Below are 25,853 nucleotides of genomic sequence, written 5' to 3'. Positions count from 1 at the left end.
AAAAGAACGACTAAACATTATTTTAATAACTTAATCCTATTAAATGGATAAACAATAATTCTTGCCTCTCCCCTTATATCATCAAAGCTTATATAAGGATCACTCCAATATCTACTATCTAGAGAATTCGCTCTATTATCTCCAAGGAAGAAATATTCATTCTCAGGAACTTTAAAATTCAAATCAAATATGGCAGTTTCATCTTTTTGAAAAACATAATCCTCTTTAAGTACCTCACCATTCACAAGCACCTCTCCCGATGCCTTAACAACTATATCATCCCCTGGAAGCCCTATAACTCTCTTTATAAGTAATTCATTGAATTCTTCCGAATAAAATACAAGTACATCTCCTCTTTGTATAGAATCTGCACTATACATTTTAGTTACAAAAAGCTGATCTCCAACCTTAAGAGTTGGAAACATAGACTCTGAAGGTATATATACCTTGAATATTAAAAATTTATTTATTAGAAAAGATATTAACAAAGCTGCAACTATCGTTATACCCCATTCTAAAATCGTAGATAAAAACCTACCCCTATGCTTTCTATTTTCCGATCTCTTGGGTAGAGGTTTATCATCACTCTCAAGGCTATCCTCATCTTCTAAAAGATACGCATACTCATCAGACAAATCTTCCTCATCATCTTCTTTATAGAATTCATTTTTATCAAAAATGTTTTCTTGATCATCTTTATACTTTCCCATAAACTGGTCCTCTCATTTTTAGCATTAAAACTATTATAGTAAATATTTATACAAATTTAAACCCAATTTTTAATTTACTATTTGTTTTGTATTTTCATTATTAGATAAATCTTTCTTTATAGCATCTATATCTAATTCATTTGTATCAAGTCCCTTTGCTTCTTCCCCTTTTTCCTCATAAATCTCTTCGAGTAAATTTTGAAGGGAAAATTTATCATCTTTAGAATTCAATGTTTTCTTATATGATCCATCCTTTGATCTTACATTCCTTCGTTTATTTAAATTATTAAACTCAACCTTGATCGAAGAATTTATCTTATTTAAATCCATATTAATAGCATTTAATACACCTTGTGAATCTATACTATTCTCTTTAAAATTCTTAAACTGTTCTATCCTCTCGTCTAATGTCTCAAAGAATAATTTCTCTTGCATCTCTTTCTTATCCTGTTTCTTTTTCTGCTTATTTTTGATTACTTCCCTTATACTTACCTTCTTACTCATAGTTTGATTTAAATTAAATTCTGGAAGCATTCCTTCTTCAATTGCATTTTCATTGTTAACATCATGATTCTCAATCTCTTCAACCTCAAATAAAGTATCAAATGGATTAAAGGAATCACCCTCTTCATCTTCCTTAACAACCACCTTAGGAACTTCAATTTTTTCATCTGAAAATGGAGATTTGAGAATTTCTTCATCGCTTTTCATAATCAGTAAATAATCTTCAAAATCCATAATTGTCTTAAATTTATCTAATTCATTAATCTTTTTCTTTTCACTCTTAACTTCTATAGCAGCATTTTTAGAGCTCTCCATATCTGAATTTAAATTTTCAAATTCTTCAAAAGAATAAAAATTATAATCATTTAAATGCGAATCTTCAATTTTAATATCCGAAATCTCATTTTCTACATTGTTAAATTTAGAATTAATCTTTTTTAATAGTTCTTCATCACTTCCAATATTATCACTTATTAATTCATCTTCTTTCTTGTTTATTTCTAAACTTATATTTTTATCAATTATTTCTTCCTTATCTTCAGTTAATTTCTTACTATTATCAGATAAATTTTCATTAGAAATATCCTTGCTTTCACTTAAATTTAAATTCTTGTTCTTATTTAAACTACTTTCAATTTCAATATTACTAGGTTTTTTACTCACCTTTCTTGCCCTATTTAACAACAATCTTCTCAAATTATCTCTGCTCAAATTAGAATTCTTTAAATTATTTTCAAATGGATTTAAATTGCTTATATCATTCTCTTTTTCACTATTATTTGAACTATTATTAGAATTATCTTCAAAAATTTTTAAATCAGAAGTATTAAGGCTTTTAATAGAACTCTTACAATCTAAAAAATCATATTTTATATTACCTAAATAATTTTTAATTTCTAAACTATCCCTATTTTTACTATCAAAAATTTTCTGACCAGTCCTCTTATCTATCATAACACCTGTCTTTTTATTTCCAATAATTCCACTTTTATCATCTTTTATAAAATATGTATCGCTCTCATTTAAAAAATCTAATAATTTATCAGTACTGTAATCTTCTACGTTTATATTCATATCATCACAATTTTTTCTATCCATATTCCATACTTCTACCTTTCAAAATTATTAACCTAAACAAATTATTAACCTTATCTTATTATTACCTTAAATAAATTTTTTTACAAATAGAAAATATTGTATTAAAATACATTTCATCTTTAAATATAAAAATAAGGGGGAAGATCCCTCATCAAAAATTCTATAAAAATATATTAATATATTCCCCGTATAGGTCATAAAGTAAATCTAACAATAGTTTCTACATGATATGTTTGACAAAACGTAAAAATTTATAAATATCTATCATAGTTCATGGATACTTACAATATAGTAAAATTCAAAATATAAACGGCACTAAAGCACTTATAAATACCCACAATAACCTGTAAAAATTTATAATATTTTATATAATGTAAGCAATTCGTAAGAATTGCTTACAAAAATAAAAAAGGTATACCTCTAAAAGGTATACCTTCTAATAATTATATATTTTTCCCTAAACTCTTCACTTTCTCCCCATTGTTTCAACATATCACCAAAACTCAATCCTGTATTTAATTGATCATTCCAATAAGTCAAACCTTCATTATCAGGCTCTCTTTGAAAAACATTTTTATAGAGTAATGTTATAGATGATATGTAATCCTTATGATTTTCCGTATCTAATCTCATTAAATCCTCTTTAAAATTATCCCACTTTGACCAGTTATCTTGTTCCCATGTATGCTGTAAAATTTTTAAAGCAGTGGGCTAAAAAATATAACAGCGATATCATGGAAATGTGGAATACCAAAATATTAAAAAAGCTTCCACCATTAAGATAATGGTGGAAAGCTTAAATAAAAATTTAAGGGTGGAAATACTATGAATTTATCAATTAAAATTAAAAATGTAGAACCTCTTGAAAACTTTATTCTGTCTGTCACTTTTACAAATGATATTGAAAAAATTTATGACGTAAAAAACCTTTTTGAAAAGCTACCTCAAATGTTTAAACCTATACAAGATAATCCATCGCTATTTAAAAATGTATGTGTTGATTCTGGCGGTATCGGAATATCCCGGAATGAAAATATAGATATTTCAGAATACGAACTCTGGGAAAATGGAATATTAAAATAACTTGCTAATGATTGAAGAAAAGATAAAAGAAATTGTATCCGAAATAATAAAACTTAGACAGGAAAATGGACTCACACAGAAACAACTTGAAGAGTTAAGCAACATAAAACAACCAATTATAGCGAGGATGGAAAAAGGAACAAATATACCACAACTTAACACTATTTTAAAATTACTAAAACCCTTAGGGAAAACAATTGCAATAGTTCCTCTTGAAACAACAAAACCAACTAAATCGAGGTGAATTAAATGGGAGAAATTACCAAATTTTATGGCATTACTGTTAAAATATTTTTCACTGGCTATAACCCTCCTCACTTCCAAGCTTTATATGACGATACATTAGGTATTTTTAAAATTGACACACTCGAAATGGTGGAAGGTGATTTAACAGACATAGCTCAATCACTTGTAAAAGAGTGGGCGGAAAAATATAAAACTGACCTGATGGAAATGTGGGATTCTAAAACATTAAAAAAACTTCCACCTTTAGAATAACTAAAAAGAGGCATAAAAATATGTTAAATAAAAGTATGCTATATAATTATATAGCATACTTTTCTCTAAACTCCTCGCTCTCGCCCCATCTTTTAAGTAAATCTCCAAAACTAAGTCCAGTATTCAATTGCTCATTCCAATATTTTAAGCCTTCATCATCTGGCTCTCTTTGTAAAACATTTTTATACAATAATGTTATGGATGGTGTGTAATCTTTTTTAACTTGTAAATCACTTTTAAATTTATCCCACCCATCCCAATTGTTTTCAGACCAAGTATCAGGACAACTCTTCCTACTAGCATCATAATGCCTAACTACTTTATCAATTGATATATTATATTTACCCATTAGATGTTTAACTAAATCTAGTGTGTTTTTATAGGTTTTATCAAAATCTCCATCGCTATTGATACACATTTCAATTCCAATACTATTTTCATTTGTTATGCCATACTTTCCTTTTCCATCTCCACAGTGCCAACTTTTATCCTCATCTCTTATAATCCTTAATATCTGTTTATCATCAACAAAATAATGTTCTGATGCTCCTCTATCTGCTCTATCATGTAATTTAAAATGTGCCTCAGCATCGGCACCTCTATCTGGATTACCTGTATCATGAACTGTTATGTATTTTATTTTTTCTCCTTTACGACTCGAAAAATTATACTTTACTAGTTTCTCATTGATTTTCATTTGTAAAATACCTCCGAAAGTGATATAATCAAAGTAGTATTTCTTTTATTAACTTTAGTAATTGTTGAAGTAGCTTTAAAACAATTACTAAGCTTTTTAATTTGCATAAAAATAACCTCCTTTCTTCAAACCTGAGAAAAGAGGTTATTTTTTATTTTTAAATATCTTTAAAGCCTGAGATACCATATGGGTTATGTCCAATCCCATTAGCTTACTATTTTCTAGGATCGATATAATCTCGTTAAGTACAAAAGCTATAACAATGATATCTTTTATATACTTAACACGCAGTCCCATACCTATTAAAAAGTTTTCAACTATCACGGCAACCCCAACAAGTAATAACATATTAATCTTTTTAACTAGTCCCTTATACCCTATATGACTTGATAACCCTCCGTCACCATGCTTAGATTTATCGCTTATCGCAAGAGATAACCCCAAAACATAATCAACACACATAACAAGTATTAATGTCCTTATCGCAAAATCTATTCCAATCCAAAGACTTAACCCTATCGCAAAAACTAATATTAAAATTAGTAATCCAATTTTTACAATCCCATTATTCTTCATTTGTTCTCCCCTCATTTACATAATTTTCTATTGTTTTGTTTAATCTCCGAAAAAAACACCTCACCATTTAACCTGTAATCCTATTGTTTTAATATTTTAATGTAATAACACTACTGCAATAAAAATCCTCTTAAAATGCCTATTAAACGCATAATAAGAGGATTCGCCATATATAATAAAAATTAGCTGCAATTTAAGCTAATAATATAACAATACAAACTTTTATTTGTCCTGTAGAGCTAGTATTTATCGTCATAGTAAATTGCTGACTTGCATTATAATATCCATCATTATAATTGAAACTGAACATTGAGTTTTCGGTTGTATAAATAGATTTTTTAAATACAATATTAGCTGATTGTGCTAAACTTAAAGTTAAATCACTCCTCTTTGTTAGATAATTACTATCCCATACAACCGTGTCTTTACCCCCTCCAGAATTCCAGAAATTTGCCCACAATGCACCGAGAACACGCCCTGAATCCATTGAGCCAGTGACACCAAATATATTAACTCCTTTTTTGATATTCTCGGGCGATAGATTACCTTTTGGAAAAGATAATCTAGCATTATTATAATACCCGTTACTAATTGTCGGAGTAATCAAATTATTCCCACTTATTGTCGGAGCGGATATACTCCTATCACCTGAGTAAGTACTAATATTACCTGTTATTTTGCTGCCTCTTGCATAAGCAGTTTTACCCGATAATATATCAGCACTTGTAGCATTAGCATCATTTGTATATGTACCACTAACCCCATAAATATTAGTTCCAGCCTTTATAGACTCAGGATAAAGATTGTGTCCAAAAGATACTGTAGCGTTTTTATATAAACCATCTGGGATGGTAGGACTCTTAAGCCGATCATTTACAATAGATGGATTGCTTAACTGTATATCTCCTGTATTTGCAATCATCGATCCAGTAATTTTTTGTCCATTAGCATAAGCGGTTTTACCTGGCATAATATCATCGCTCGTTGCTGTCGCATCAGCTGTATAAGATCCAACAATCCTATCAATCTCTTGATCACCTCTTGTTATGACAACTGTTACCCCTGCTCTTAAGGTGTCAGCTGTCAATCCGGTGACCGATATATCACCAGTCCCCTCGATCTCCATATCAGCCCAGCCTGTATCAGTCTTATATTGGAGTTTTTTACGGTCTACCACATATCTAAAATCATGTACTCCACTATCATTAAGGATTGACAAAAGTTTATGATTGTTAATCTCGGATTCTGCGGCCTGCCCTGTTGGTATATCTATCCACGCTCCATTTTTATTGTATTTTAACTTAGCTTGGGTCTCATCAAACTTTAACCCATGAACTCCGGAACCTAAAATATCATTTGTTATGTGCTCGCTTATATCAGATTGTATTCCATTAATATAATCCATAATCTCGTCTGATAGCATTGATAATCTTATAGATGCATCAGGTATATCTACCTTGCTAAATACAATCTCAACATTTGCAGCATTTCCTACCGCAACTACAAATTGTATGGTTTGGCTAAATGTTTGACCTCCTTCATTCGGTGTTAAGTAATCAAATTTATCACCGGCATTAAGATAAGCATAAAGTATTTCCTCTCCATCAATTTCAGCAAAAATACCGACTTCACGGAACTTAAAAGCATCCGTTACATGATCGGTATTTATATTAATATCTATAATTGCTTGCTTACCATCACCTCGTACACCTACTATATCAGCATCGCTTTTGTAGTTAATAAGCTCATCCAAATTAGCAAGATTATCTGGATCTATTACCTCACCATCACCTATTTGAGCTTTAGTAAATCTCATTTGTTTACCTGCTACCACGTGACTTACAAACTCGTAACTCTTAGTAGTCAATACCACATACTCAAAAAATAAGTTCTTATTTTGCACTATTGACCTCCTGTGTATAGAGCACCATATACCCAATCACTGCCGTTATGCTCAAAAATAAAATTATACTTACCCGCATCTCCTTGATACCCACTACCAAAATAGTACTCAGTACCAAAATCAATATTAACTCCATCTGATACATCAGCTTGTACTAAAATCTGATGGAATGTACTATCATCTATAGTAGGTAATACAAAAGCAGTATCACTACTAATACTAGTCCTATATATTTTATTAGTCTCCAGCGTAATATTACCATCAACCGCTGTTATCTCTATTACATCGGATGCTCTCTCTAGTCTATCAACCTTTGTTTGTATTCCATCTATTAAGTCAACCTTATTTTTATACTCAGTTGTAAAATCATTAGATGATAAACTTTTACCGTTAACTTTATCTACCTTAGTATCTAAAGTAGTATTTAAAGCATCTATACTCTCTACTTTTTGCTTTAACTCATTAGTAAAATTATTATCGGATAAAACCTTATTGCCGTCTTTATCAACTTTAGTGTCCAGTGTCGATTGGATTGTTGTTATGTCTGTTGTCACATTTGCAATCGAGTCAACTTTGACCTTATATTCGTCGGTAAAATCATTAGATGAGAGACCCTTACCATCCTCTTTGTCGACTTTATCTTCCGTCGATGTTGATATCGTATCCTCTAAATTATCAAGCTTAGTTTTATAAGCATCTGTAAAATCATTACTGGACAGTCCTTTATTCCCATCCCTACTCACTTTTTGAGTATCTAAAGTCTCCAATTGATCCTCAATCTTATTAAGTTTTGCAGCATCAACTATAGTAACATTATCAATCCACTCAGTTTTTGTATAACTCATTTTCTCACTCCCCAACTTTATATTCATTCACACGGAATTTATTTACGACAGATCTATGTATTGTAATATCAATACCATAATCTTTGGCATCTTCTAACACCTCTTGCATTATCTGATCATATGTTAAAGCCTTATCCCAAACTCGTAGAGCATAATGTGTTACATTATCATCAGATCTATTAGCGGATAATCGCCTATTAAAAGCATGAGTGTCTATATTAGCATGGCCCTTACCGTTAAACCCTTTTTTATCATCAGGTTGTATAAGCTCATGTGTTTGATTACCATTTACGTATATCTTAACAGGCTCTGTTTTTGACACGACTACAATTAAGTTATAAATTTTATCAACATCAGTTACAAAACAAGGTGGACCACCTACTATTGATACTATAGCTTTGTCATCATTGTTGATACCCCACAAATAGGTTTCACGTGCTCTATCTCCAGATCCGTTCTCAATCCGCATACCTACTGTAGAGCGCCCCCAAGCTAAATTTAAAAATCCTCTCCATTCCGCCTTGGCATGTATCTTAAATGTGTAACACATTGTAAATTCTTGCCAGCCGCTCATGGCATAGTTAAACATACCATATGTACCAGGTACAGTTTTTATACCATTATCTACTACCTCTGGATCTCCAGTCCAAGATACAGATATGCCGCCGCGTGGGAATTGGTCTAAATTCTCTATATTTTTGCCCCTAAAAAATAATTTAGGTCTCATGCGTAGATTATCACTTAATAATCTAAAACTATGTATTATCATTTATCTCACCTACCTTCATTGCCCCACACACAAAACGTCCTAAAACAGCTTTATAATTTATTTGATTAATTTGCACTTTAATTTTTTTACATCTCTTAACACCCGCACCAACAAAAAAAGAAGCCTTGATTAAGTCTTCTACGTGGGGGCTTATATTAACTTTTGAATTTTTGATCCTGTTAATACCAATGCCAGTGTATATAGATATATTAACTTCCCTTCGGGCTTCTAAATCCATTGCTATATTAGCTGGTATCATGTATGATAACATATACTTTAACTCTTGTAATTGCTTTATTGTCATCGATAAAACATCTAGTTTTAGAGTATAAGCATTATTATCAAGTTCAATCTCATAATTACCTTCGCCACACAAGATATCAAGTTTACGGAGTAATCCTTTATAAGTGTAAGGGATGGAATCCGTCCATCTACTTAATACTCTAGTTATACGTATATCTAGAGTATCATCCACATCTGGATTGATATCTAGGAGTTTTTCAAATCTTGCTATGCCATCCTCGTTACAGGTATGTATAAATAGATTATCCATAAGGATTGCTATTTCATCATACAACTGCTTAATTTCAGGATTCTCAACATCCATTATTTTTTTAAGTTCTCTATATTCTTGTAGATATTTAGGTATCCATTCTATTAGACTAATTTGCCTCATTTGTTATATCTCCTATAATAGGTATCTGATACTTATCTAGTGTAAGATTGTTCTCAACCCTGTTAATCTTAGTATTTGTGATATCTACTATACCCTCTACAGCTAATATCCTTGATTCAATCTGAGCGATACGTACTACATGATTATTTTGGTCTGCCCAACTCTTACGGATTTCTAATAGATATTCCTCCAACACAGTCATTAATTTTGATTTTAAGCTAGCAAAAGTATAACCTGTATCACAAACAATAACACTACTAATATTAACTGCTACTTCTTCTGCCGTATCAACGGTTACAATATGCCCTATTGGAGCAATCCCAATACCTGTAGCATCCATTGTAGGATCTATAATATCTTGCACATACTCAATAAGAGTATCATTAGCTCTGTCAAAATTAGCATCTAATATAGTGAGTTTTACTGTGCCACCACCGTCCCAAACAGGAATTACCTTAGTGCAACCCACTCCAGGTATGGAATTAGTTTTACGTAGATAATCCTCAACATTACCACCATAGGCTTTAGAATCAAAGGAATCAAAATATCTTTTCCTAAATATTTCTGTATCTTCCTCGTCTTCTCCAGGTATTAGCAACTCAGTTATTTCTATGGACTCGAGCCCCTGAATGTAATCTATTGGTATCGCAGAGCCGAAATATTTATTACCTAATACTCCTAGGGTTTCACATCTAACTTTATATTCTCCATCCTGTATTTTTTCGACGATCTCGTAGTTAAGATCCTCTAAAGATAATCTGGATCCAAGTTTAATATCTAATGTGCTTGGTTTGCTTATGGCTTTGAGTATTGCTTGTGTTGCTGGTTGAGGTGTTAGTCCTCTTTCTTTCGCTCTCCTAATTAAAAAATCCCTTGACGCAGTATCGCCAAAGGTCTCTCGTAAAATTATATTAAGTTCAATATACATACCCATCAATTCCATCGCAGCTGGAGCAAGAGCATCATAAATGATAGACCCCTCCCGCTTATCAAAACCACTCGGAACTCTATCTAGCATACGCTTTAATATTAAATCGTAACTAATGTTATCATACATCAAAAATACACCTCCTTAGAGGTATTAAAATCTCCAAAAATACTGTGTACGGTAAAAGTTACATGTAAAATCCCTTTACCTAATATCTCGAAATTAAAAGTATCAACTGACTCAATTCTATCATCCATCTTAAGAGCTTCTAATATGCGTCTCTCAATCTCAGGGCACACATAGGATATAGGCTCCCCAAACAAATCATCCAATTCAACTCCATAATTTTTAGTGTATATGTAGTGCTTATATCTTTCAGTATTTAATATTTTAAACACTGCTTGTTTAACACCTTCAATCAAATCATTGTAGCCATTGATATATTCTTTTTTTATATCCATCCTATAATTTTTACTAGGAGCAATCGTAGACTCTAAATTAACTTTAGATAGATTAATATTAATCTTAGGTATCATTTAACCACCCTATCTATAACTAAATACTGTTGACCACCTTGCATCCTAAATAAAATTATATTTTCTCCAGGTTTGAGGGTGTTATCGTATTTAGCTATCCCAATTTTACTTTCAATCTCACAATCAATCTCATAAATTTTAAATCTATTTGGCACAATTAATTGATCCTTAGTAAGGGTTAATTTATTTTCAACGCTAACCTTAAGAGGACTAACACTCTCAACCTTACCATAAACTATATTTACAGGTTTTACACTCTCAATTGCATCTATCGATGCTCTTTTTATAGCAACTAACAAATCATTAGCATCAAGCAATAAAATCTCCTCCTCTTAAAGTTAAATCCATAAAATGCTCATCTTTATTAAATTCATGCTTACATTTATCAACTATCATAAAATTATCTACTACTACATCACCTAAATCCAGTTTTACAATAAGCATAGATCCACCTCTAACTCGTATATCCCCGAAGACATTATTAATAGATAGAGTTTTAGTCTTTTGGTTATATAAAGACAGAAGTGCATCAGCTTTAGCTTTTCCATTCTCTCCTTCCGAGAGAGTATCAAAGTATTGTAGCACACCCCATTTATTCATATTCTCGCGATCTTGAGATATATAGACATCTCGTTTTCCTGTGTCTTCATTATCAAAAGTAAGCTTAACTTTATTATACGTATCGGAATCAATGCTTGATGAGTAGTCAAAATTTTCTCCAGTCTCCGCATCGACAAGAATATCTAAAGCCAAAGAGGAGATATTTTTAAGAGTAAGCTTACCAAAATCATCATATAAAACATACATCTCTTTTTTATTTTCAAGTGTTAAATCAAGAGCATTCTGTATCATATCAAACAGGGTTGTGTTATCTTCGACCCTCGACGGAATTTTATATCCCGTATCTTCAATATCTCCACAATTCATTTCAAAATCCTCGGCAATCATCTTAATTATCTCACCTGCAGTTTTATTATTATAAACATATGTGTCTTTATTTTTGAGGTATCTCAATTGATCATAACAAGTGACACTTATAAGCTTATCCTTATCTCTTTTAAGCGTAAAAACAAACCCATAAAATACTTTCTCTCCATTAACCTTAAAACTGACTGCATTACCTTCCTCGATTTTGATCTCACCGTCATCTAAAATTTTAAAATCAAGCTGTCCTGGTACACCCTTCCTCTCAGTCTTCCAAATGATGCCCTCTTCAGTTATAGGTATATAAAGCTCATCAATATTTTGTATAATGATTTCATAATCCATACCTACACCCCTTTAACACTATCTTTAGTAACCCAACCAAGATGAGACCCTCCAGGAGTTGTTACATGATAGGGATGTGATCCTTTTTCATTTATCAAATTTATCTTACCTTTATAATTAGTTCTTGTCTGTCCGGGTCCCTTACCATAGCTATCTCTATGCAATCTACCATTAACAATAACATCAGATCCTATCATAATTTCGCTAGCATCTGATTCTCTTTCTTTGACTTCTTGAGTTTTAACTTTTTCATTATTAGTAGATTTCTCAAGCTTAATTTTTTTAGTCCCATAAACCTTATACTGCTTAAGTTTAATAGACAATATAACATCAAATCCCTCATCGGCATCTTCTGCCATTTCATACTCCTCCAAAGATACCTTGATATTAGTGTTAAAAAGGGCAGTACCATCAGGTCGTGTCCTCGTCACGATAAATTGGAAAGGTTTTTTATCCATCTTAAGCTTATTTATCTTAGCTATAAAATCATCAGCTTTAACAAAACCATCCTTATAAATACTAAAAGGGTATTGCGTATTAGGTAACATTGCATCAAACTCTATCTCTAGTAATCCTGGATCTTTTAAAATATTAATCTCACCCTCATTTATTAGATTCAGCGTTTTATTTTGGCTAGCAAAACCTATTTTGAGTTTAGATGGAGCGACAGGCAACATAATTTTATCCAAATAAAAACTATACATTATACGTGTACCCCCTCTGCTGCAACTTCAACCGCTTCCGTTACACCTGTAGCGATTTTATCTATGATCCCATCCAGATCCATGCCGTTATTTACGTTATTTGTAACACCACCTAGATTTACACTAATAGCGGCAGTCGTAAACCTGTTGATAACATCTCTCTCAGCTAAATCTCTTAAATATTTTAGATCCTCCTCAGTTATTTCAAGAGAATCTTTAATAGCACCCGTATTACCTGCTGTATCTTTAACACCACTACCTATATCATTTAAGCCATTGCCTATGTCATTTAATCCAGCCCCTATATCAGTATTACCAGCACCACCATAATTACTTAGATCCGCATAATCATTAAGGTTAGGTATATTGCTGTTTCCCCCAAAACCATCTAATAATCCTGATATCTTATCACCAACAGAATCACCCCAAGCAGCTCCACTATTAAACGCATCTGAATCCCATCCGTCCTTAAAAGTCTCAAATGTGTTAAAGCCACTATTAAACGCATCTGTTAATGATTTATACTCACCTTTATTCGCTTGCAATGCCGCTGCTTTGCTCGCATAATCATTAGCCTGAGAGGTTATACCTGAAAAATCAAAGCTGATAAATGGTAGCTTATTTAGCTGCTCGGCAATACTAGCAATTACATTTAGTGCAGTAGACAATAAATTGTAAAAAAACGACTGCACATTTGCAATCGAATTACCAAAAGCGGTTTGGATGTTATGACCCAAAGCAAATACAACATTACTGATACCCAAACCAATATTAAGAACAGTTTTAAATAAATTCCAAAAAAACTGTATGACTACATTAATCCCACCACAAATCAGAGAAAAACCGTTAGTAGCAATCCCAGTAAACTTAGCTATTGCATTTGCTACCATAAATACAACTGCTATTAAGGCGATTATAGCTATTATTATCCATGTTATAGGGCATGCATATATAGCTGCATTTAATCCATGCTGAGCCGTAACTTGAGCCCATGTTGCACTAGTTGCAACCCAGGTTACAGCGGCCAACACACCCTTAGCTACTGCAACAACGCCATTAACTGCAGCCATAGCTAATGTAGCTCCCTTAACAAGTAATATTTTACCGTAATAAACAGCAAAAGCTGCTACAACCCCATAAATAATAGGATTAATAATCGACCAATTATCAGCAACAAAACTGCCAATGGCTATCAATACATTAAAAGCATTAGTGGCTATATTGGCAAGGGTTGATAATCCATTTATTATATTTTGTATTACAGTATTAAAGGCATCACTATTCATAACGTCATTTAACTTTTCAAGCACGGGTTGAAAAGCCATAAGAGCGGTATTTTGTACTGACGTCGCAATCTGAGAAAAAGTCTTAGGCATGGAATTAAATTTAGCATTAGTTTTCTCTGCAGTCTCGAACATTGCATTTTTAACAATATTGGCTGTAATTTTACCCTCCCCTGCTAAATCTTTAAGAGCTCCTTTAGGTACATCCATATATTCAGCAATTGACTCTATAATGTTTGGAGCTTGCTCCAAAATACTGTTAAACTCCTCGCCTCTTAAAACTCCAGATCCCATAGCCTGAGTTAATTGTAACATCGCCGCCGATATCCCCGCAGCATCTGTACCAGCAATAGTAAACTGTTTATTAAGCTGCTCGGTAAAAGCGATTATCTCCTCCGACGAACTAAATGCATCTCCAGCCATAAGTCCTAATTTAGATACGGCATCTGCAGTATCTTGGTATGATCCTCTAGATCTCTCCGCCGACAAATATATCATATTTTGTAATGTTTCTATGTCTTGCCGCCCATCATTCATCAAATCAAGTCTAGCTGTAGTTGAGGTCATAGTATCAGATAAATCAAGTACACTTTTCATCCCAGCAATACCTAAATACGCTCCTACTGCCCCTTTAATCAAACCCGTTAATCTACTAGCTTGATTCTGTCCTTCCTGGATTTTCCTATTAAACTTATCCTGACCATTCATATTATCCCGAATATGCTGCTCAGCTCCATCTAGTGTATTAGATAATTGTAAACATGATCTATTAGCTGACTCAAAATCCATATTATCCACTGCATTATTAAGAGCCTGTTGTTCGGATACCATTTGAGCAAGTTTACCTCTTAATGTTTCTAATTGAGCATTGGTCGAATCATCAACCTGCCAAAGTGGTATCTTCTCCAGCTCGATTATTTTATTTCTTATACCGTCAATCCTCGATTGGACAGATGTAATATCAGATATCATATTATCAGGTAATATATCTATCTGAGATGCAGTAGTCGATAATTTAAGTTGTTGTTGATTCAACTGATCTAATAAACTATTAGCACTTGATATCTCCTGATTAAATCTATCAATTCCAGAGTTAGTAAAAACCTCAAAATTAGGTGATACCCAATTGATATTATCTAGTTTAGGAGCTGCTATATGTTCAGTACTAATTTGTTTAAAAGCTCTATCCAATGCTTGAGCATCAATTGTGGCTTGATTTAAATTATCACGTACAGCATCCATAGCCCTTACATCAACAGGTGTGCTGACACTATTATGTAACTCTTGCATAGCACTAACACTAAGACTAACAGACTGGATAACTCTATGTATGGTAGCACTAAAGTTATCTTGTAATTCGATAGATGTTTTTATCAATATTTATCACCTCTTTCTACGAGCTTGGCTCTCTAGTTTTTTCTGCTCTTTTTTATCCTGCTCAATCTTTATTTTTATACAAGCGATAACAAAAGCCTTTTCTTGTTTATCCATGTTCAAAAACACAGACGGAAGCACCTTAAGTTTGAGAAGGGCATAATAAGCATAATTAGCTTCTGCATCCCCCTCTTCAATTAGTTTTTTGCCTCTTCCACCTCATCTTCTAAACTCTTATCAATGCCTGTATAAGTCTGAACAAAATTGGCAAAGTCTTGATACTCTCCTGGATCATCTATCATCTCTTTTATCAACTCTTCTGGGCTCATAACTCCATAAGAATCCTGTAACTCTTTATTGTGGAGATCCGGATCAACAATACAAGCACAAAGAGTTTTAGCTAAATATTTTGTGGTATTAAGTCTTGGTCTGTACATATTAGGTTTGCCTGTAATAGGCACATCAATCGTACAAGCATCTCTTATATCTCCTTCTTCCCGCGTAGATAAAGGTCTTATAGTAAACTTTACAGGTTCTCCATTCTCATCAAGTAAAGACTTAGTTGGAGCGTATGTAGTATTTTCTTTTAAGATCTTATTTTTCTTCATAAACCTAGCAAATTTAGACATATTAAATCATCCCTTCTAACATATTGAATTCTTCTGGAATTTTGAAATCTTCAAAAGTAAAATCCATATCCTCATCTAGATATTCTCCTGACGCATCAAATTTACCTAAAATCCCATTGTCTAGATTGCAATCATATAAAATAACTGTCTGCCTTCCAAGTCTATTCGAAGGATCGTAATTAGTAATTTGTATATCGAAATATATATCCTCTCCTGTATCCTTGTAACGTTCCATAAGCTTACGAAAAATAGACGTGTTATAGTGAAAAGTTGCAGATCCAGTACCTTTCCACCCAGTTTTTTTATTACCTTTACCGGGCTTTCCAAGTATTGGTACCTCTGATTTAGATGTTTCAAACTTTGCCTCTAAATTAATGGCTTGCATAAAATTATATCTACTGCCATCTATAGTTATAAAACACTCTGCGAGTGCTGCAGATATTGTATCGCGCGAATGCATCTTAACATTATTTTCCATTTAATCACCCCCTAAGAAACCTTAACAGTCATGTATAATTTAGCCATAGTATTAACCACAGTTATAGCATCACTTACAACAACTGCTTTTTTTGTATCCCCTTGTATAACCGTAACATCTTCAGCGCTAAAATTTTCAATTGCTCTAATCTTTTGCAATTCCTCGTGGTGCTTAACAATATCACTCCATAAGGACACTCTACCTGCACTATCATTTGGTATCTCCCCTAGATACTTAGTATTAAATATAACAGCTATATCATTAGCTATCTGATCAATAATTCGTACAGTTTGATTGTCCTTAAACACATCTCCTTGCTCATCCGTTATTGATACCATCGAGTTTATATCGTCAAGGACCCGTATATCATCCCCAACTCTATGCAAGACGAACTCTCCCGACTTAATACATGTCGCTAATTGATTTTGAGTATAATTCGTGTCAACCTCAAACTCTCCATTATATATCTTATTACGATTAGATTTATTAACAGCACACCCACCAATCAATCCAGTAACATAATATACAAGGGAGGACTCAGGAGCATCTAGCACTCTATTTTTAAGATTAACAACCCCCAAATAATCAGCAGATTTATTGTAGATTACAGTTTGAAATTTAGCTCCGACATCTTCCCTAAGACGTTTCGTAAAACTAACATACAAAGATTTAATATCATCATCTGTGGATGTAACTCCCATAGCGTTAAATGTATAAGCTTCAACTCTGTCTAAATAATTTTGATGAGATGCTCCGTTAACTGTACCATTAGTACCACCAGTTAACGCAACTCCAGCTTCCTCCTGTAGGGTAGCCGAACTCTTAAAATCCACGAAATCATTAGAGACTAATTTACTAGCATCATCTACTGTTTGGGTGTCGAGAAGTACATTATCAAGATAAGTCATAACATCGTAATGCCCTTGATTATCTATGTTACTCTTAATGACTATTTTTAAATCATTACCTCTTAATCCACAATATTTAGCTGTAGCGTAAATGTTAGATGCTTTAATACCTCCCCCATTTAACCTATAAGCGTAGAGCAGCTTTATATTTTTAAATAGATCTCTTAGCCCTTTAAGATTCGCATGCGTATATTCATATCCTAAAAGTTTAACAGCATCCTTTTCTAAACTCTCTGGAGTAACTTCAAAAATGGCATCCTCTATACCCCAGTCAAGTTCTAGTGGCATAGTTACAACGCCTCTATCAGATAAACTAGGGCTTGCAGAATTAACAGATATAAAATTGATATAAGTACCTGGTAACACTTTATTTTGAGTAATAAACGTACCTCCACCTAAAGCCATACTAAATCACCTCTTTCTTTAAAAAATCACTAATAAACGTATCTACCTCTTTGAGTTTATACCTTTTATCATCCTCTAATAAAGCATTTAAGATATCTCTCTTATCTACGTACCGGGAACTTTTTAAAATTTGTTCCTTACTAAATGCAACTTCGATTTCTTCTGGCTCCTTGATCTTTTTCTTGTCCATACTATCACTCCTTCACTCTCAAATTTTTCACAACCTCGCCCATCGGCGTAGTACCTTTTGGTTTATATTCAAACGAATTGTAATTAACATAAAAATTAAGCACTCCATCTAAAATATCATGCTTTAATCCTATACCACGTAACAAATTATCACCAACATCCAACCACTCCAAACACTCATACAATCTCTCAGCTATATCATGGCACTCTTTATTCTTCTTATTAATTTCGAGAGGGAAATAATTTATGCAAAACATAGACTCACGAAAATACCGATTGCCCAAAAACAAATTATTAGTAGCACTAAAATTGTGTATAAAAAAACAGGGCTCTTCAAAACCCTGTTTTATAGATTCCGTATATATCGTATAAGCATCACTAAACTCATCGTTAATAGTAATGCAGATAGCATCTATAATACTATTTACTATCACTTAAATCCTCCCTTTAAAAGCTTATCAATTTTACTTTTAACTAGCCGAGGCATAACCTTTTTAACTTCATTTTCAGCCCTCTCAAGCATAAATTGACCTTCAACCCACCCTTTATGATTTCGAGTCCTATGCCCCTTTTCAACGTAAATCGCATAAGGTACATTATTAAACACGTCAACACTACACTTGTTATTTGCAACACTATTAACCTGAGATTTCCAACCCCTCTTAAGAGTACCTGTACCTTTAGGTCGATGGATTGTATTTCGTACAGCACCCGAATAAAGTCTACCTCCAAGCTCCTTGGTTGTATCTAATAAGCAGTTGTTAATTTCTGTGTCTGCTAGAGCCTTACCCATCTTATCTCTCAATGCTATCAAATCATTAAAATTAAATCCGCTCACTAGCTCCACCCCTTAAAAATATCAAGCATTATTTCTTGGTGAGTCGTATATACAGCAGGTACTCCACTATTTTTATAAGCCTTAGTAACTCCATTTTGAGTCACTATAATTTTACTTCCAGGATTTATTTCAATCTCCGGAGCTAATATCAAGCTTATGGATTGAGTTAAAGCCGAAGCCTTATCACTCTCGAGTACGCTAGGTGCACTCTTAAAAGATAACTTACAAGGTATATCCTCAAACACAGCTACCTCAGTAAATCCTGTAGATTGGTTTGCTTGCTTAACCTTATGGTATTCAACGATGGTACACAAACCAATATACATTATCTCTTTTGCTTTTCTTATTCTCACCATCTGAGCCTGCGATAGCATGCTAAATCTACCTCCTTATTAACCAAATAGTTAATCAGCTCATCAAAACGCTCTTCAGGGGTCTTAGACTTATCGCTAAATGTAATATTGGTGTCTCCCTCTTGTATCTGTTTAATTTGAGTATCTAAATCAATACCAATAAGGCTCTCAGGATCAACAATTTTCTTCTCACGGAGGAAAGCACCTACTATCCTATCTACAAGAATATAAGATAGCTCCTCAGGTATATCAGTTATATTGCAATCGATCCTAATAATATTTCCCTCTTTTAAGATTAGGAATTTAATAATATAGAGATCACTCTGAGTAACCTTATAATTTAAATAATTTAATCTCTCAATTACCAAATTTAACACAGCTGTTTATCCCTTAGATAAAATTCTAGCGATTGCTATAGCTTTATGCGGTATAGATTTAACGCCATCATTTATAACACACCAATTAGCTCCTGTAGATAAATCGGTATTAGAAGCTGATGCAGTTATCGTAGCTGGTTTTTCAAAGCTAATCCCGTCTACTCCACAAACAAATCTATCTCTAACATATAACGTATCCTGACCTCCCTTGGTTTTAGGGTCTCTATACATTTCATAAGGTAAGGCATCACCAATATCATCTAAAATAATAGATCCTTCACCTAGCACATAAGTTGTATACGTAGGTGTGTTTTTAGTCGTACTATCAACTGGCATATTATCATCTATTAGTACAATCCTACCATTCCAAGTCCCAAGAGATAGTTCCCTCTCAATACCATTAGCATCTGTTTGAGTCATATATTTAAGTAACTTCATGTTTTCCAAGTTAGTTGCCACCTCGGAATGCATAATAACGAGTTTAAAAATATTTTTATTATCTCCACAAGCTTGCTGTATAGCTTTATTTAAAGTGGATGAGCTAACCTTGCTGTCATCACCTGTTTTAGCACTTAAATCATAAGTGTGCTTTTCAATAAATTCTTTAGCCGCTTGCTCCTCTATTGTACTTGTACCAACAGACATAGAAAAAATACCTTTAAGCATAGCTAACAATATATTTTGCTTAACTTCCATTTTATAATCTGCTATTTGCTTAGCAACGTTATCCATAAAATCAACGCCTGCAGTAATATTTTTACTAAAACTACGCTCTGTCCAGCCATCCATCCTGCTAGCAACAACAAATCCCTGAGAATAAGTTGATGTATTTGTAGATGTTATATCAGTAGCACCATCATTGTTTTGAGATGTTTGAGCACTTATCCTTCCGAAATAAGGTACTCTCGTATATAAAGATCCTGTTTGAGTGGATAATGATCTCGCTGCTTGCTCATTTGTTCCAACTGCAACACTCCTTGCTAATTCATTTTTAGTCACATTTGGTATACGGTCTACATAACTACCAAATGCTTGTGGATTAAAAAGTTTTGAATCAAATCTCATAATACCTCCTAATTATTAAGTTTAAAATCTGGGTTATTAGACATATAAGACACTAACTCAGAGTACGTCATATTATTTACATCAACTGATTTAGCCTCAGCTGTAGATTCGACAGGCTTTACACCTTTAACAGACGATGTATCATTATTAGCAAATAAATAAGGATCAGATTTCTTAATTTGCTTAATCTGATCCTCTAACCCTTCAATATTTCCATCTTTGTCAAATTTAAATTTATCAACCCCATCAAGTAATGCTTTAACAGATCTAATATTCCTCGCACCAAAATTAGATAAGGTAGACTCTATTTTTGTATCTACTCTAAGTTTTTGCATCTCTAATTCATAATGCTCAGCCTTCTCTTTATTTTCTTTTTGTAAAGATTCAATCTGCTTTTTAAGATCTTCAATATTACCTGTAGATTTCTTAAGATCCTCCAATTGTTTATCTCTATCTTTTACATCAGATTCAAATTTCTTCTTAGCACTATTAACTTCGTCAAACCTACTTTTTGGTATATACTCTTTAAGTTCTTCAAGCGATGCAGCCTCACACTTTTTCGCTATTTCGTCATCTAACCCTAATTTTAAAAAATCATCTTTCTTCATAGTAAAATCCTTTCAAAATCATTTTTCACCTGGTTCAGTCCAGTTCTTTTTGTCTTGTTCTTTATTCGCCTACAATACCAAAAAGGCATAAAAAAACACTGCTAAATAAACAGTGTTTAAAAATCAATACCTAAATCAATATAAGCTTGTTCTAATTCATATTGATCTAATCTTAATAATATTTCATCCTTAAAATTCAAAATATAACAAGCTCCCCTTCATCTAAATAAATAGTATAACAATTATCTTCAGCCTCTTCAGACAAAGAAAACTCATAAAGTTCATCTAAAATGCTTACTTCTTCTCCGGATACAAAAACAAATCCATCTATATCTAAATTCTTAGGATCATAAAAAAAATCAATACCATTAACCCTCTCTACAAGCATACTATTATCTCTATTCTTGTAACTATCTATAATGGATTTTATCACATGAAGTTCATTTTTTATTTCATCTTCGCTTATATTTGAGTCTACGCTATCATTGGTACTTTTATATCTTTTATAAGCATTTTCCCAAAACTCAAACTCATGATTTAAATTCGATAATTCTTTTGCAGACAGCTTATCAAATATACCTAAAGTCAAATCTAAAATTTCAAATTCCGAATTTGAAAAATTAGGTTTAAATGTCTTACTAGCCTCTTTCAAAGATTGATAGCATTCACGGTAATTTAAACGTACAGTTTCTATTACACATCCATTCTTAAATGCTCGCATTGTCTCACTAAATAAAGGTTCATCGTTTAGAGCGATATTTATTAAATTAGCAAACGTTAAGAGTTTTTGCAATTTCATATTACCATCAAGAGTATTATCTAACCCAGTAGCCTTTTGCATAAAATACTTTGCATACTCCATAACACCTCTCATAACAAACCTCCTTCTGCAAACAAGTATCATATAATTATATCACAATTTAATCAAATTAAAACACTACCGAATCAATTAGTAGTGTTTACAACCAAAATAATATTTCCCCCGCTTCTTTTATAAACTCTTTAGCTTTAGCAACAAATGAATTGCTCTCTAAAAATTCAATTCCTTTAGGCTTAATTCTGATATTTTTGTTAATTTTAACATTCTCATTGATATCACCTATATATTTAATTTTAGTAATTCCATCAATATATCCCTCTTTATATAACTCTAGAATTATGTAATTCCAATACGAATCTACTATATCTACCTTTATAACATCTCTTAGATTCTCAATGTCTACATATGTGCCTTTTTTCAAACAACTATACAAATAAGATAAAAGCTTATATACAATCACATAATAATCATCTTTTGCCAAAACTACCACCCCAATACACAATCATATTTATATTACGAATCTCTCTTTTCTCTATGGATTATGGTAGGTGTCAGATCCTCTCTAGCCCAACGATCTGCAAGAGTTCTAGGTTTGTACTCTTTCCCAAACTGTTCTCTATAAGCAGCCCTCCAAACCTCTCTCTCTTGATCATTCAAGTTGCTCCAGTTTTTCCCACGTTGCCTAAAATACTCAGTAATATCAAACCAAGCTCTGCTCATTTGCTACTCCTCCACTTCTAAAAATAATCTTCCAAGTTCCATTTTCAAAACTCTATATTTTAAATGCCTGCTGAGTAATAATTCTGCTTCATCACCTACAGAACTATTATAGCCTATGTAAAGGGATTTAGTGCCGCTAGGAACCTTTATTTCTAACATAACTGGATTATTAAGTTGATCGGCAAAATCCTGAGCTATATATTCTAAAAACGAAGTGCTATAAAACACTTTAGCATCAATTATATCTCCAACCTTAACATCTTTATAATAATCCATCTTAGTTCCCCTGTAAACTATTATATCTTCGGATAATTCAAAGCGTTCTATAGAGTCATCTATATTTTTAACTTTATCCCAAATATCGTCAGATATATCGCCACTTTGAAGCGAGGCATTTATAACACTATAACCATCATCTGTATAAAATCGTAAAGTATCCTTTTCACTTTCCATAAACGCTTTGAAACACAAATTACTTAAATCCTGGAACCTAGTTAAATCACTAATAGAGATTGTCTTATAATTCTTCTCAGGAGGCTTTACTCCTTTAACGCTAACTCCATCAACATATTTAGCATGCCATTCCTTATAATTCATATCTTCTGGCACGTAATACACTGACTTACCATCATCACCACTTACTATTCTCTCACCAATCTCGTAATCGTCATCATAATAAGGTAAGATTACACTCCTGCAATTAGGATGGAAAGGAGGTGCATTTATACCAATAGACATATCCTTTGTATCAAATACCTTACCATCAAAATCTTGACAAACTAAGGATGTTTTATTATCAAGTACTGCTAGTATCGTATATTGCTCAGAACCAAGCTCCTTAAAGGCATCCCTCTGCGAAACTGTATGAAAAAACGCTAGCTCGGTCATCACCAACCTGCTAGCGTTAGCTTTAGTTGTATTAAATTTTTTAACAAGATTATTTATAAGATCCTTAGGTGGTTTGCCTAATAAAACATTCTGAGTTAAATCAGCATGCAGCTCATTAATTAATTTATCCTTAGATCCCCATATTCTCTCAGAAAAAGTTTTACCATCTTTAGCCCAAGGTTTAGATATTATTTTATTGAGTAAATTATCATCAATCTCAGAAACCTTAAAACCTACATTGAACCCTTTTTGGATTTCAAATATACTCCGGTAATAATTCTCTGTAAATACCTTATGAACTAAGCCATCAACTAAATCTAGTTGATTGCCAAAAGCTAATTCAGCAGATTGTTGCATCCTAAGTTTTAAAGCTTCAAGTCGATTTATATGAAATCTAGCAGATGCGTTTTCTAGTTCTTTCATCCATTTCTGATTAATTGCATTTTCTCGTCCCTTTGCTATGTACTCATTAACATCCCACTTAAGTTCTTTAAGCTCTTTTGTATTTAGGATTCTCTTGGCCTCAACCATATCGATATTATTATTTTTAGCAAATCTACCATACCAGGATTCAATCTCTTTTTCTATCTCTCTTTGAGCTCTATCAAATGCAATTTCTATCTCTTTATAAGTTTCAACACCTATTTTATGGGATGCTTTTTCTAAGGAAAGAAATCTATCTTTCCAATAATTATTCATCCTCAGGAGTTTCTCCAAATCCAAAAGAATCTAACTCCATCTGTTTTTGCTCATCAAGTCTCCTAAGCTCTAAATCAACATCAGATATCCAAGGATGTTGAGATAATATAGTTTCATTGGATAAAATACCTATCGATTTAACACAATTATCAATTACATCGCTCTCAGATATTAAAATATCTCGATTAAAAATAATATCAACTATACTGCTATCGTAATTACCTAATCCCTTAAGTCCAAAATGCACATTAACAAACCACAATAATTCTTCAAGAGAGGCTTGGAACTCAGTTTCCATAGAGTTCGCATCTAATTCAATATCCGAATACATAGATAAAATATTCATCTGATTAGGAGTACCTGAGAGTCTTTCATCTTTAGCATCATAACCCATAGCATTCTCAATAATGGCTTTCTTAAACACATCTAAGAGTGTCCTATAATTATCTGCATTGATTTCAACCTGCAAGGCATCAACTCCACCACCATCAGCTCCAGACTCAGTCCTAACCTTAATAGCTCCGTAAGTAGCTAAGTTGCGTCTAAACTCTCCTAGATTTTCACCATCATAATTTTTAAGTATCAGGATTGTATTTCTTGCGTCCTCTTCCATCTGATTTTGAAAATTAGATTCGATGAGATTAAGCCCATCTTGAAGGGTTTTGACCATTTTAATAAGAGGTATTTCTTTATGATTATATTTAAAAGATATGACAGGTATCTTATCCCACGTATAATGATTTTCCACGCCATCTACAACTCGTGTAAAATAATTATTATGATAAGGTTCAACGGGTTTTAAATTACCATTTGTATATTCATAATAATCAATCCCGTTAGAAGAATACACTTCCACTTTATCAACTAAACGATACATATTATTTTCAAAAATCTCGACGCTAAAACACCTAATTAAATAGTCTAATTTAGTATGCTCGTCATCTAACCAATGCGGTATAACCTCATAGGGCTTAAATCTCTTAAAATTAAGCTCTCCAAGATCATCATAATAGACAAATAAAAAACCTAGACCACAATTAAGGGCATCTTCGGCAACATTTTTCAAAATCCTTTGAAATCGTTTATTAAAAATTGTTTTAAGCAAACTTAAATATTTTTTATTGTCACATTCAAGAGTTAAAGGCTTGGCAAGTAAATAATCAACCTTCTGGTTAACCATCTTTTTATACTGATTATCTACAATACGGTTATTAGGTAGATTATCAACTTCTTTAAGATCTCCGTTATCCCCTATGACAGTCCTCTTACGCCTTAAAATATCATGATCTCCTCTATAATACCTTTCTCCATCAATCATTATCTTACGTTTAAGACTTGTCCTCCACCTTGCTATATCAAGCTCTACAATTCTTTTGTCCAACTAACCAACTCCCTCCCATTTTATAGACCTCTACATTGACAA

33 protein-coding genes are annotated in these 25,853 nt (G+C 32.7%); 3 read left to right on the top strand and 30 right to left on the bottom strand.

The genetic code is table 11. The features are described 5' to 3' along the window. Nucleotides 1–17: 17 nt before the first annotated feature. From lepB to SFBM_RS00810, 3 genes are all read right to left on the bottom strand, one after another. Nucleotides 18–710 carry a signal peptidase I gene (gene lepB, locus SFBM_RS00820; RefSeq protein WP_005807456.1) on the bottom strand — a complete coding sequence of 231 codons (693 nt, stop codon included), beginning with the start codon at nt 708–710 and terminating at the stop codon, nt 18–20. Between the two features lie 69 nt (nt 711–779). Beyond that, on the bottom strand, nt 780–2,312 hold the full coding sequence (locus SFBM_RS00815; protein WP_005807458.1) for a hypothetical protein: 1,533 nt from the start codon (nt 2,310–2,312) through the stop codon (nt 780–782). A gap of 420 nt (nt 2,313–2,732) precedes the next feature. Then, on the bottom strand, nt 2,733–2,945 hold the full coding sequence (locus SFBM_RS00810) for a DUF4214 domain-containing protein (RefSeq protein ID WP_005807460.1): 213 nt from the start codon (nt 2,943–2,945) through the stop codon (nt 2,733–2,735). A gap of 192 nt (nt 2,946–3,137) precedes the next feature. On the opposite strand from SFBM_RS00810, the gene SFBM_RS00805 reads away from it, so the two are divergent. The 3 genes from SFBM_RS00805 to SFBM_RS00795 are packed head-to-tail and all read left to right on the top strand — an operon-like array spanning nt 3,138 to nt 3,893. After that, entirely contained in the window at nt 3,138–3,395 is a 258-nt protein-coding gene (locus tag SFBM_RS00805; RefSeq protein ID WP_005807462.1) for a DUF2442 domain-containing protein, read from the top strand. A gap of 7 nt (nt 3,396–3,402) precedes the next feature. Then, complete coding sequence (locus tag SFBM_RS00800; protein WP_005807464.1) at nt 3,403–3,639, top strand: helix-turn-helix domain-containing protein; 237 nt, start codon at nt 3,403–3,405, stop codon at nt 3,637–3,639. A 5-nt stretch (nt 3,640–3,644) separates the two neighbouring features. After that, nucleotides 3,645–3,893 carry a DUF4160 domain-containing protein gene (locus SFBM_RS00795; RefSeq protein WP_005807466.1) on the top strand — a complete coding sequence of 83 codons (249 nt, stop codon included), beginning with the start codon at nt 3,645–3,647 and terminating at the stop codon, nt 3,891–3,893. Nucleotides 3,894–3,939: 46 nt separating this feature from the next. On the opposite strand, the gene SFBM_RS00790 is transcribed toward SFBM_RS00795, so the two are convergent. The 27 genes from SFBM_RS00790 to SFBM_RS00660 all read right to left on the bottom strand — a co-directional run bounded on the left by SFBM_RS00790 (nt 3,940) and on the right by SFBM_RS00660 (nt 25,811). After that, nucleotides 3,940–4,590 (bottom strand): N-acetylmuramoyl-L-alanine amidase, encoded by a 651-nt coding sequence (locus SFBM_RS00790; RefSeq protein ID WP_005807468.1) that lies wholly within the window; start codon nt 4,588–4,590, stop codon nt 3,940–3,942. A gap of 144 nt (nt 4,591–4,734) precedes the next feature. Beyond that, entirely contained in the window at nt 4,735–5,166 is a 432-nt protein-coding gene (locus tag SFBM_RS00785) for a phage holin family protein (RefSeq protein WP_007439697.1), read from the bottom strand. 193 nt (nt 5,167–5,359) lie between these two features. After that, nucleotides 5,360–7,069: a phage tail-collar fiber domain-containing protein gene (locus tag SFBM_RS00780; protein WP_014017811.1), complete on the bottom strand. Its 1,710-nt coding sequence runs from the start codon at nt 7,067–7,069 to the stop codon at nt 5,360–5,362. After that, nucleotides 7,069–7,914 (bottom strand): hypothetical protein, encoded by an 846-nt coding sequence (locus SFBM_RS00775; protein WP_007441037.1) that lies wholly within the window; start codon nt 7,912–7,914, stop codon nt 7,069–7,071. Before SFBM_RS00775 ends, SFBM_RS00780 begins: the two co-directional genes overlap by 1 nt. Nucleotides 7,915–7,918: 4 nt before the next feature. Beyond that, nucleotides 7,919–8,683, bottom strand: coding sequence for a hypothetical protein (locus SFBM_RS00770; protein ID WP_005807478.1), 765 nt, complete (start codon nt 8,681–8,683; stop codon nt 7,919–7,921). Then, entirely contained in the window at nt 8,670–9,359 is a 690-nt protein-coding gene (locus SFBM_RS00765; RefSeq protein ID WP_005807479.1) for a putative phage tail protein, read from the bottom strand. Before SFBM_RS00765 ends, SFBM_RS00770 begins: the two co-directional genes overlap by 14 nt. Further along, nucleotides 9,346–10,416, bottom strand: a complete 1,071-nt coding sequence (locus SFBM_RS00760) for a baseplate J/gp47 family protein (RefSeq protein ID WP_005807480.1) — start codon at nt 10,414–10,416, stop codon at nt 9,346–9,348. The genes SFBM_RS00765 and SFBM_RS00760 overlap by 14 nt, the downstream gene beginning before the upstream one ends. Then, nucleotides 10,416–10,823 (bottom strand): DUF2634 domain-containing protein, encoded by a 408-nt coding sequence (locus tag SFBM_RS00755; RefSeq protein ID WP_005807482.1) that lies wholly within the window; start codon nt 10,821–10,823, stop codon nt 10,416–10,418. The genes SFBM_RS00760 and SFBM_RS00755 overlap by 1 nt, the downstream gene beginning before the upstream one ends. After that, nucleotides 10,820–11,140, bottom strand: coding sequence for a DUF2577 domain-containing protein (locus SFBM_RS00750; protein WP_005807484.1), 321 nt, complete (start codon nt 11,138–11,140; stop codon nt 10,820–10,822). Before SFBM_RS00750 ends, SFBM_RS00755 begins: the two co-directional genes overlap by 4 nt. Continuing rightward, a complete protein-coding gene (locus SFBM_RS00745; protein ID WP_005807486.1) occupies nt 11,133–12,092 on the bottom strand; it encodes an XkdQ/YqbQ family protein in 960 nt (319 codons plus the stop codon). The genes SFBM_RS00750 and SFBM_RS00745 overlap by 8 nt, the downstream gene beginning before the upstream one ends. Before the next feature lie 2 nt (nt 12,093–12,094). After that, a complete protein-coding gene (locus SFBM_RS00740; RefSeq protein WP_005807488.1) occupies nt 12,095–12,796 on the bottom strand; it encodes a hypothetical protein in 702 nt (233 codons plus the stop codon). Further along, nucleotides 12,796–15,456, bottom strand: a complete 2,661-nt coding sequence (locus SFBM_RS00735; RefSeq protein ID WP_014017810.1) for a tape measure protein — start codon at nt 15,454–15,456, stop codon at nt 12,796–12,798. The genes SFBM_RS00740 and SFBM_RS00735 overlap by 1 nt, the downstream gene beginning before the upstream one ends. A gap of 194 nt (nt 15,457–15,650) precedes the next feature. Continuing rightward, on the bottom strand, nt 15,651–16,082 hold the full coding sequence (locus tag SFBM_RS00730) for a phage tail assembly chaperone (protein WP_005807496.1): 432 nt from the start codon (nt 16,080–16,082) through the stop codon (nt 15,651–15,653). Nucleotide 16,083: 1 nt separating this feature from the next. After that, on the bottom strand, nt 16,084–16,560 hold the full coding sequence (locus SFBM_RS00725; RefSeq protein ID WP_005807498.1) for a phage tail tube protein: 477 nt from the start codon (nt 16,558–16,560) through the stop codon (nt 16,084–16,086). A gap of 11 nt (nt 16,561–16,571) precedes the next feature. Continuing rightward, on the bottom strand, nt 16,572–17,873 hold the full coding sequence (locus SFBM_RS00720; RefSeq protein WP_005807500.1) for a phage tail sheath family protein: 1,302 nt from the start codon (nt 17,871–17,873) through the stop codon (nt 16,572–16,574). A gap of 1 nt (nt 17,874) precedes the next feature. After that, nucleotides 17,875–18,063 carry a hypothetical protein gene (locus SFBM_RS00715; protein ID WP_005807504.1) on the bottom strand — a complete coding sequence of 63 codons (189 nt, stop codon included), beginning with the start codon at nt 18,061–18,063 and terminating at the stop codon, nt 17,875–17,877. 4 nt (nt 18,064–18,067) lie between these two features. Further along, nucleotides 18,068–18,496 carry a phage tail terminator family protein gene (locus SFBM_RS00710; protein WP_005807505.1) on the bottom strand — a complete coding sequence of 143 codons (429 nt, stop codon included), beginning with the start codon at nt 18,494–18,496 and terminating at the stop codon, nt 18,068–18,070. Then, nucleotides 18,493–18,900, bottom strand: coding sequence for an HK97 gp10 family phage protein (locus tag SFBM_RS00705; RefSeq protein WP_005807507.1), 408 nt, complete (start codon nt 18,898–18,900; stop codon nt 18,493–18,495). The genes SFBM_RS00710 and SFBM_RS00705 overlap by 4 nt, the downstream gene beginning before the upstream one ends. Further along, a complete protein-coding gene (locus SFBM_RS00700) occupies nt 18,900–19,256 on the bottom strand; it encodes a hypothetical protein (protein ID WP_014017809.1) in 357 nt (118 codons plus the stop codon). The genes SFBM_RS00705 and SFBM_RS00700 overlap by 1 nt, the downstream gene beginning before the upstream one ends. Further along, entirely contained in the window at nt 19,250–19,630 is a 381-nt protein-coding gene (locus SFBM_RS00695; protein ID WP_005807512.1) for a hypothetical protein, read from the bottom strand. Before SFBM_RS00695 ends, SFBM_RS00700 begins: the two co-directional genes overlap by 7 nt. A 6-nt stretch (nt 19,631–19,636) precedes the next feature. Beyond that, a complete protein-coding gene (locus SFBM_RS00690; protein WP_014017808.1) occupies nt 19,637–20,695 on the bottom strand; it encodes a hypothetical protein in 1,059 nt (352 codons plus the stop codon). Nucleotides 20,696–20,703: 8 nt separating this feature from the next. Beyond that, nucleotides 20,704–21,303, bottom strand: a complete 600-nt coding sequence (locus SFBM_RS00685) for a phage scaffolding protein (protein ID WP_005807516.1) — start codon at nt 21,301–21,303, stop codon at nt 20,704–20,706. A 196-nt stretch (nt 21,304–21,499) separates the two neighbouring features. Further along, the gene (locus SFBM_RS00680; RefSeq protein WP_005807517.1) at nt 21,500–22,177 is read right to left on the bottom strand and encodes a Panacea domain-containing protein; all 678 of its coding nucleotides are present in this window, start codon (nt 22,175–22,177) and stop codon (nt 21,500–21,502) included. 85 nt (nt 22,178–22,262) lie between these two features. Continuing rightward, on the bottom strand, nt 22,263–22,613 hold the full coding sequence (locus SFBM_RS00675; protein ID WP_005806954.1) for a YjcQ family protein: 351 nt from the start codon (nt 22,611–22,613) through the stop codon (nt 22,263–22,265). 23 nt (nt 22,614–22,636) lie between these two features. Next, on the bottom strand, nt 22,637–22,843 hold the full coding sequence (locus tag SFBM_RS00670) for a hypothetical protein (RefSeq protein WP_005807519.1): 207 nt from the start codon (nt 22,841–22,843) through the stop codon (nt 22,637–22,639). Between the two features lie 3 nt (nt 22,844–22,846). Then, nucleotides 22,847–24,430: a minor capsid protein gene (locus SFBM_RS00665; RefSeq protein WP_005807521.1), complete on the bottom strand. Its 1,584-nt coding sequence runs from the start codon at nt 24,428–24,430 to the stop codon at nt 22,847–22,849. Beyond that, nucleotides 24,423–25,811 (bottom strand): phage portal protein, encoded by a 1,389-nt coding sequence (locus SFBM_RS00660; RefSeq protein WP_007440343.1) that lies wholly within the window; start codon nt 25,809–25,811, stop codon nt 24,423–24,425. The genes SFBM_RS00665 and SFBM_RS00660 overlap by 8 nt, the downstream gene beginning before the upstream one ends. Nucleotides 25,812–25,853: the final 42 nt, after the last annotated feature.

The organism is Candidatus Arthromitus sp. SFB-mouse-Japan (assembly GCF_000270205.1).
Classification (GTDB): domain Bacteria; phylum Bacillota; class Clostridia; order Clostridiales; family Clostridiaceae; genus Dwaynesavagella.
Note: the sequence above shows the minus strand (reverse complement) of the source record. Positions and strands in the feature narration are given on the sequence as shown.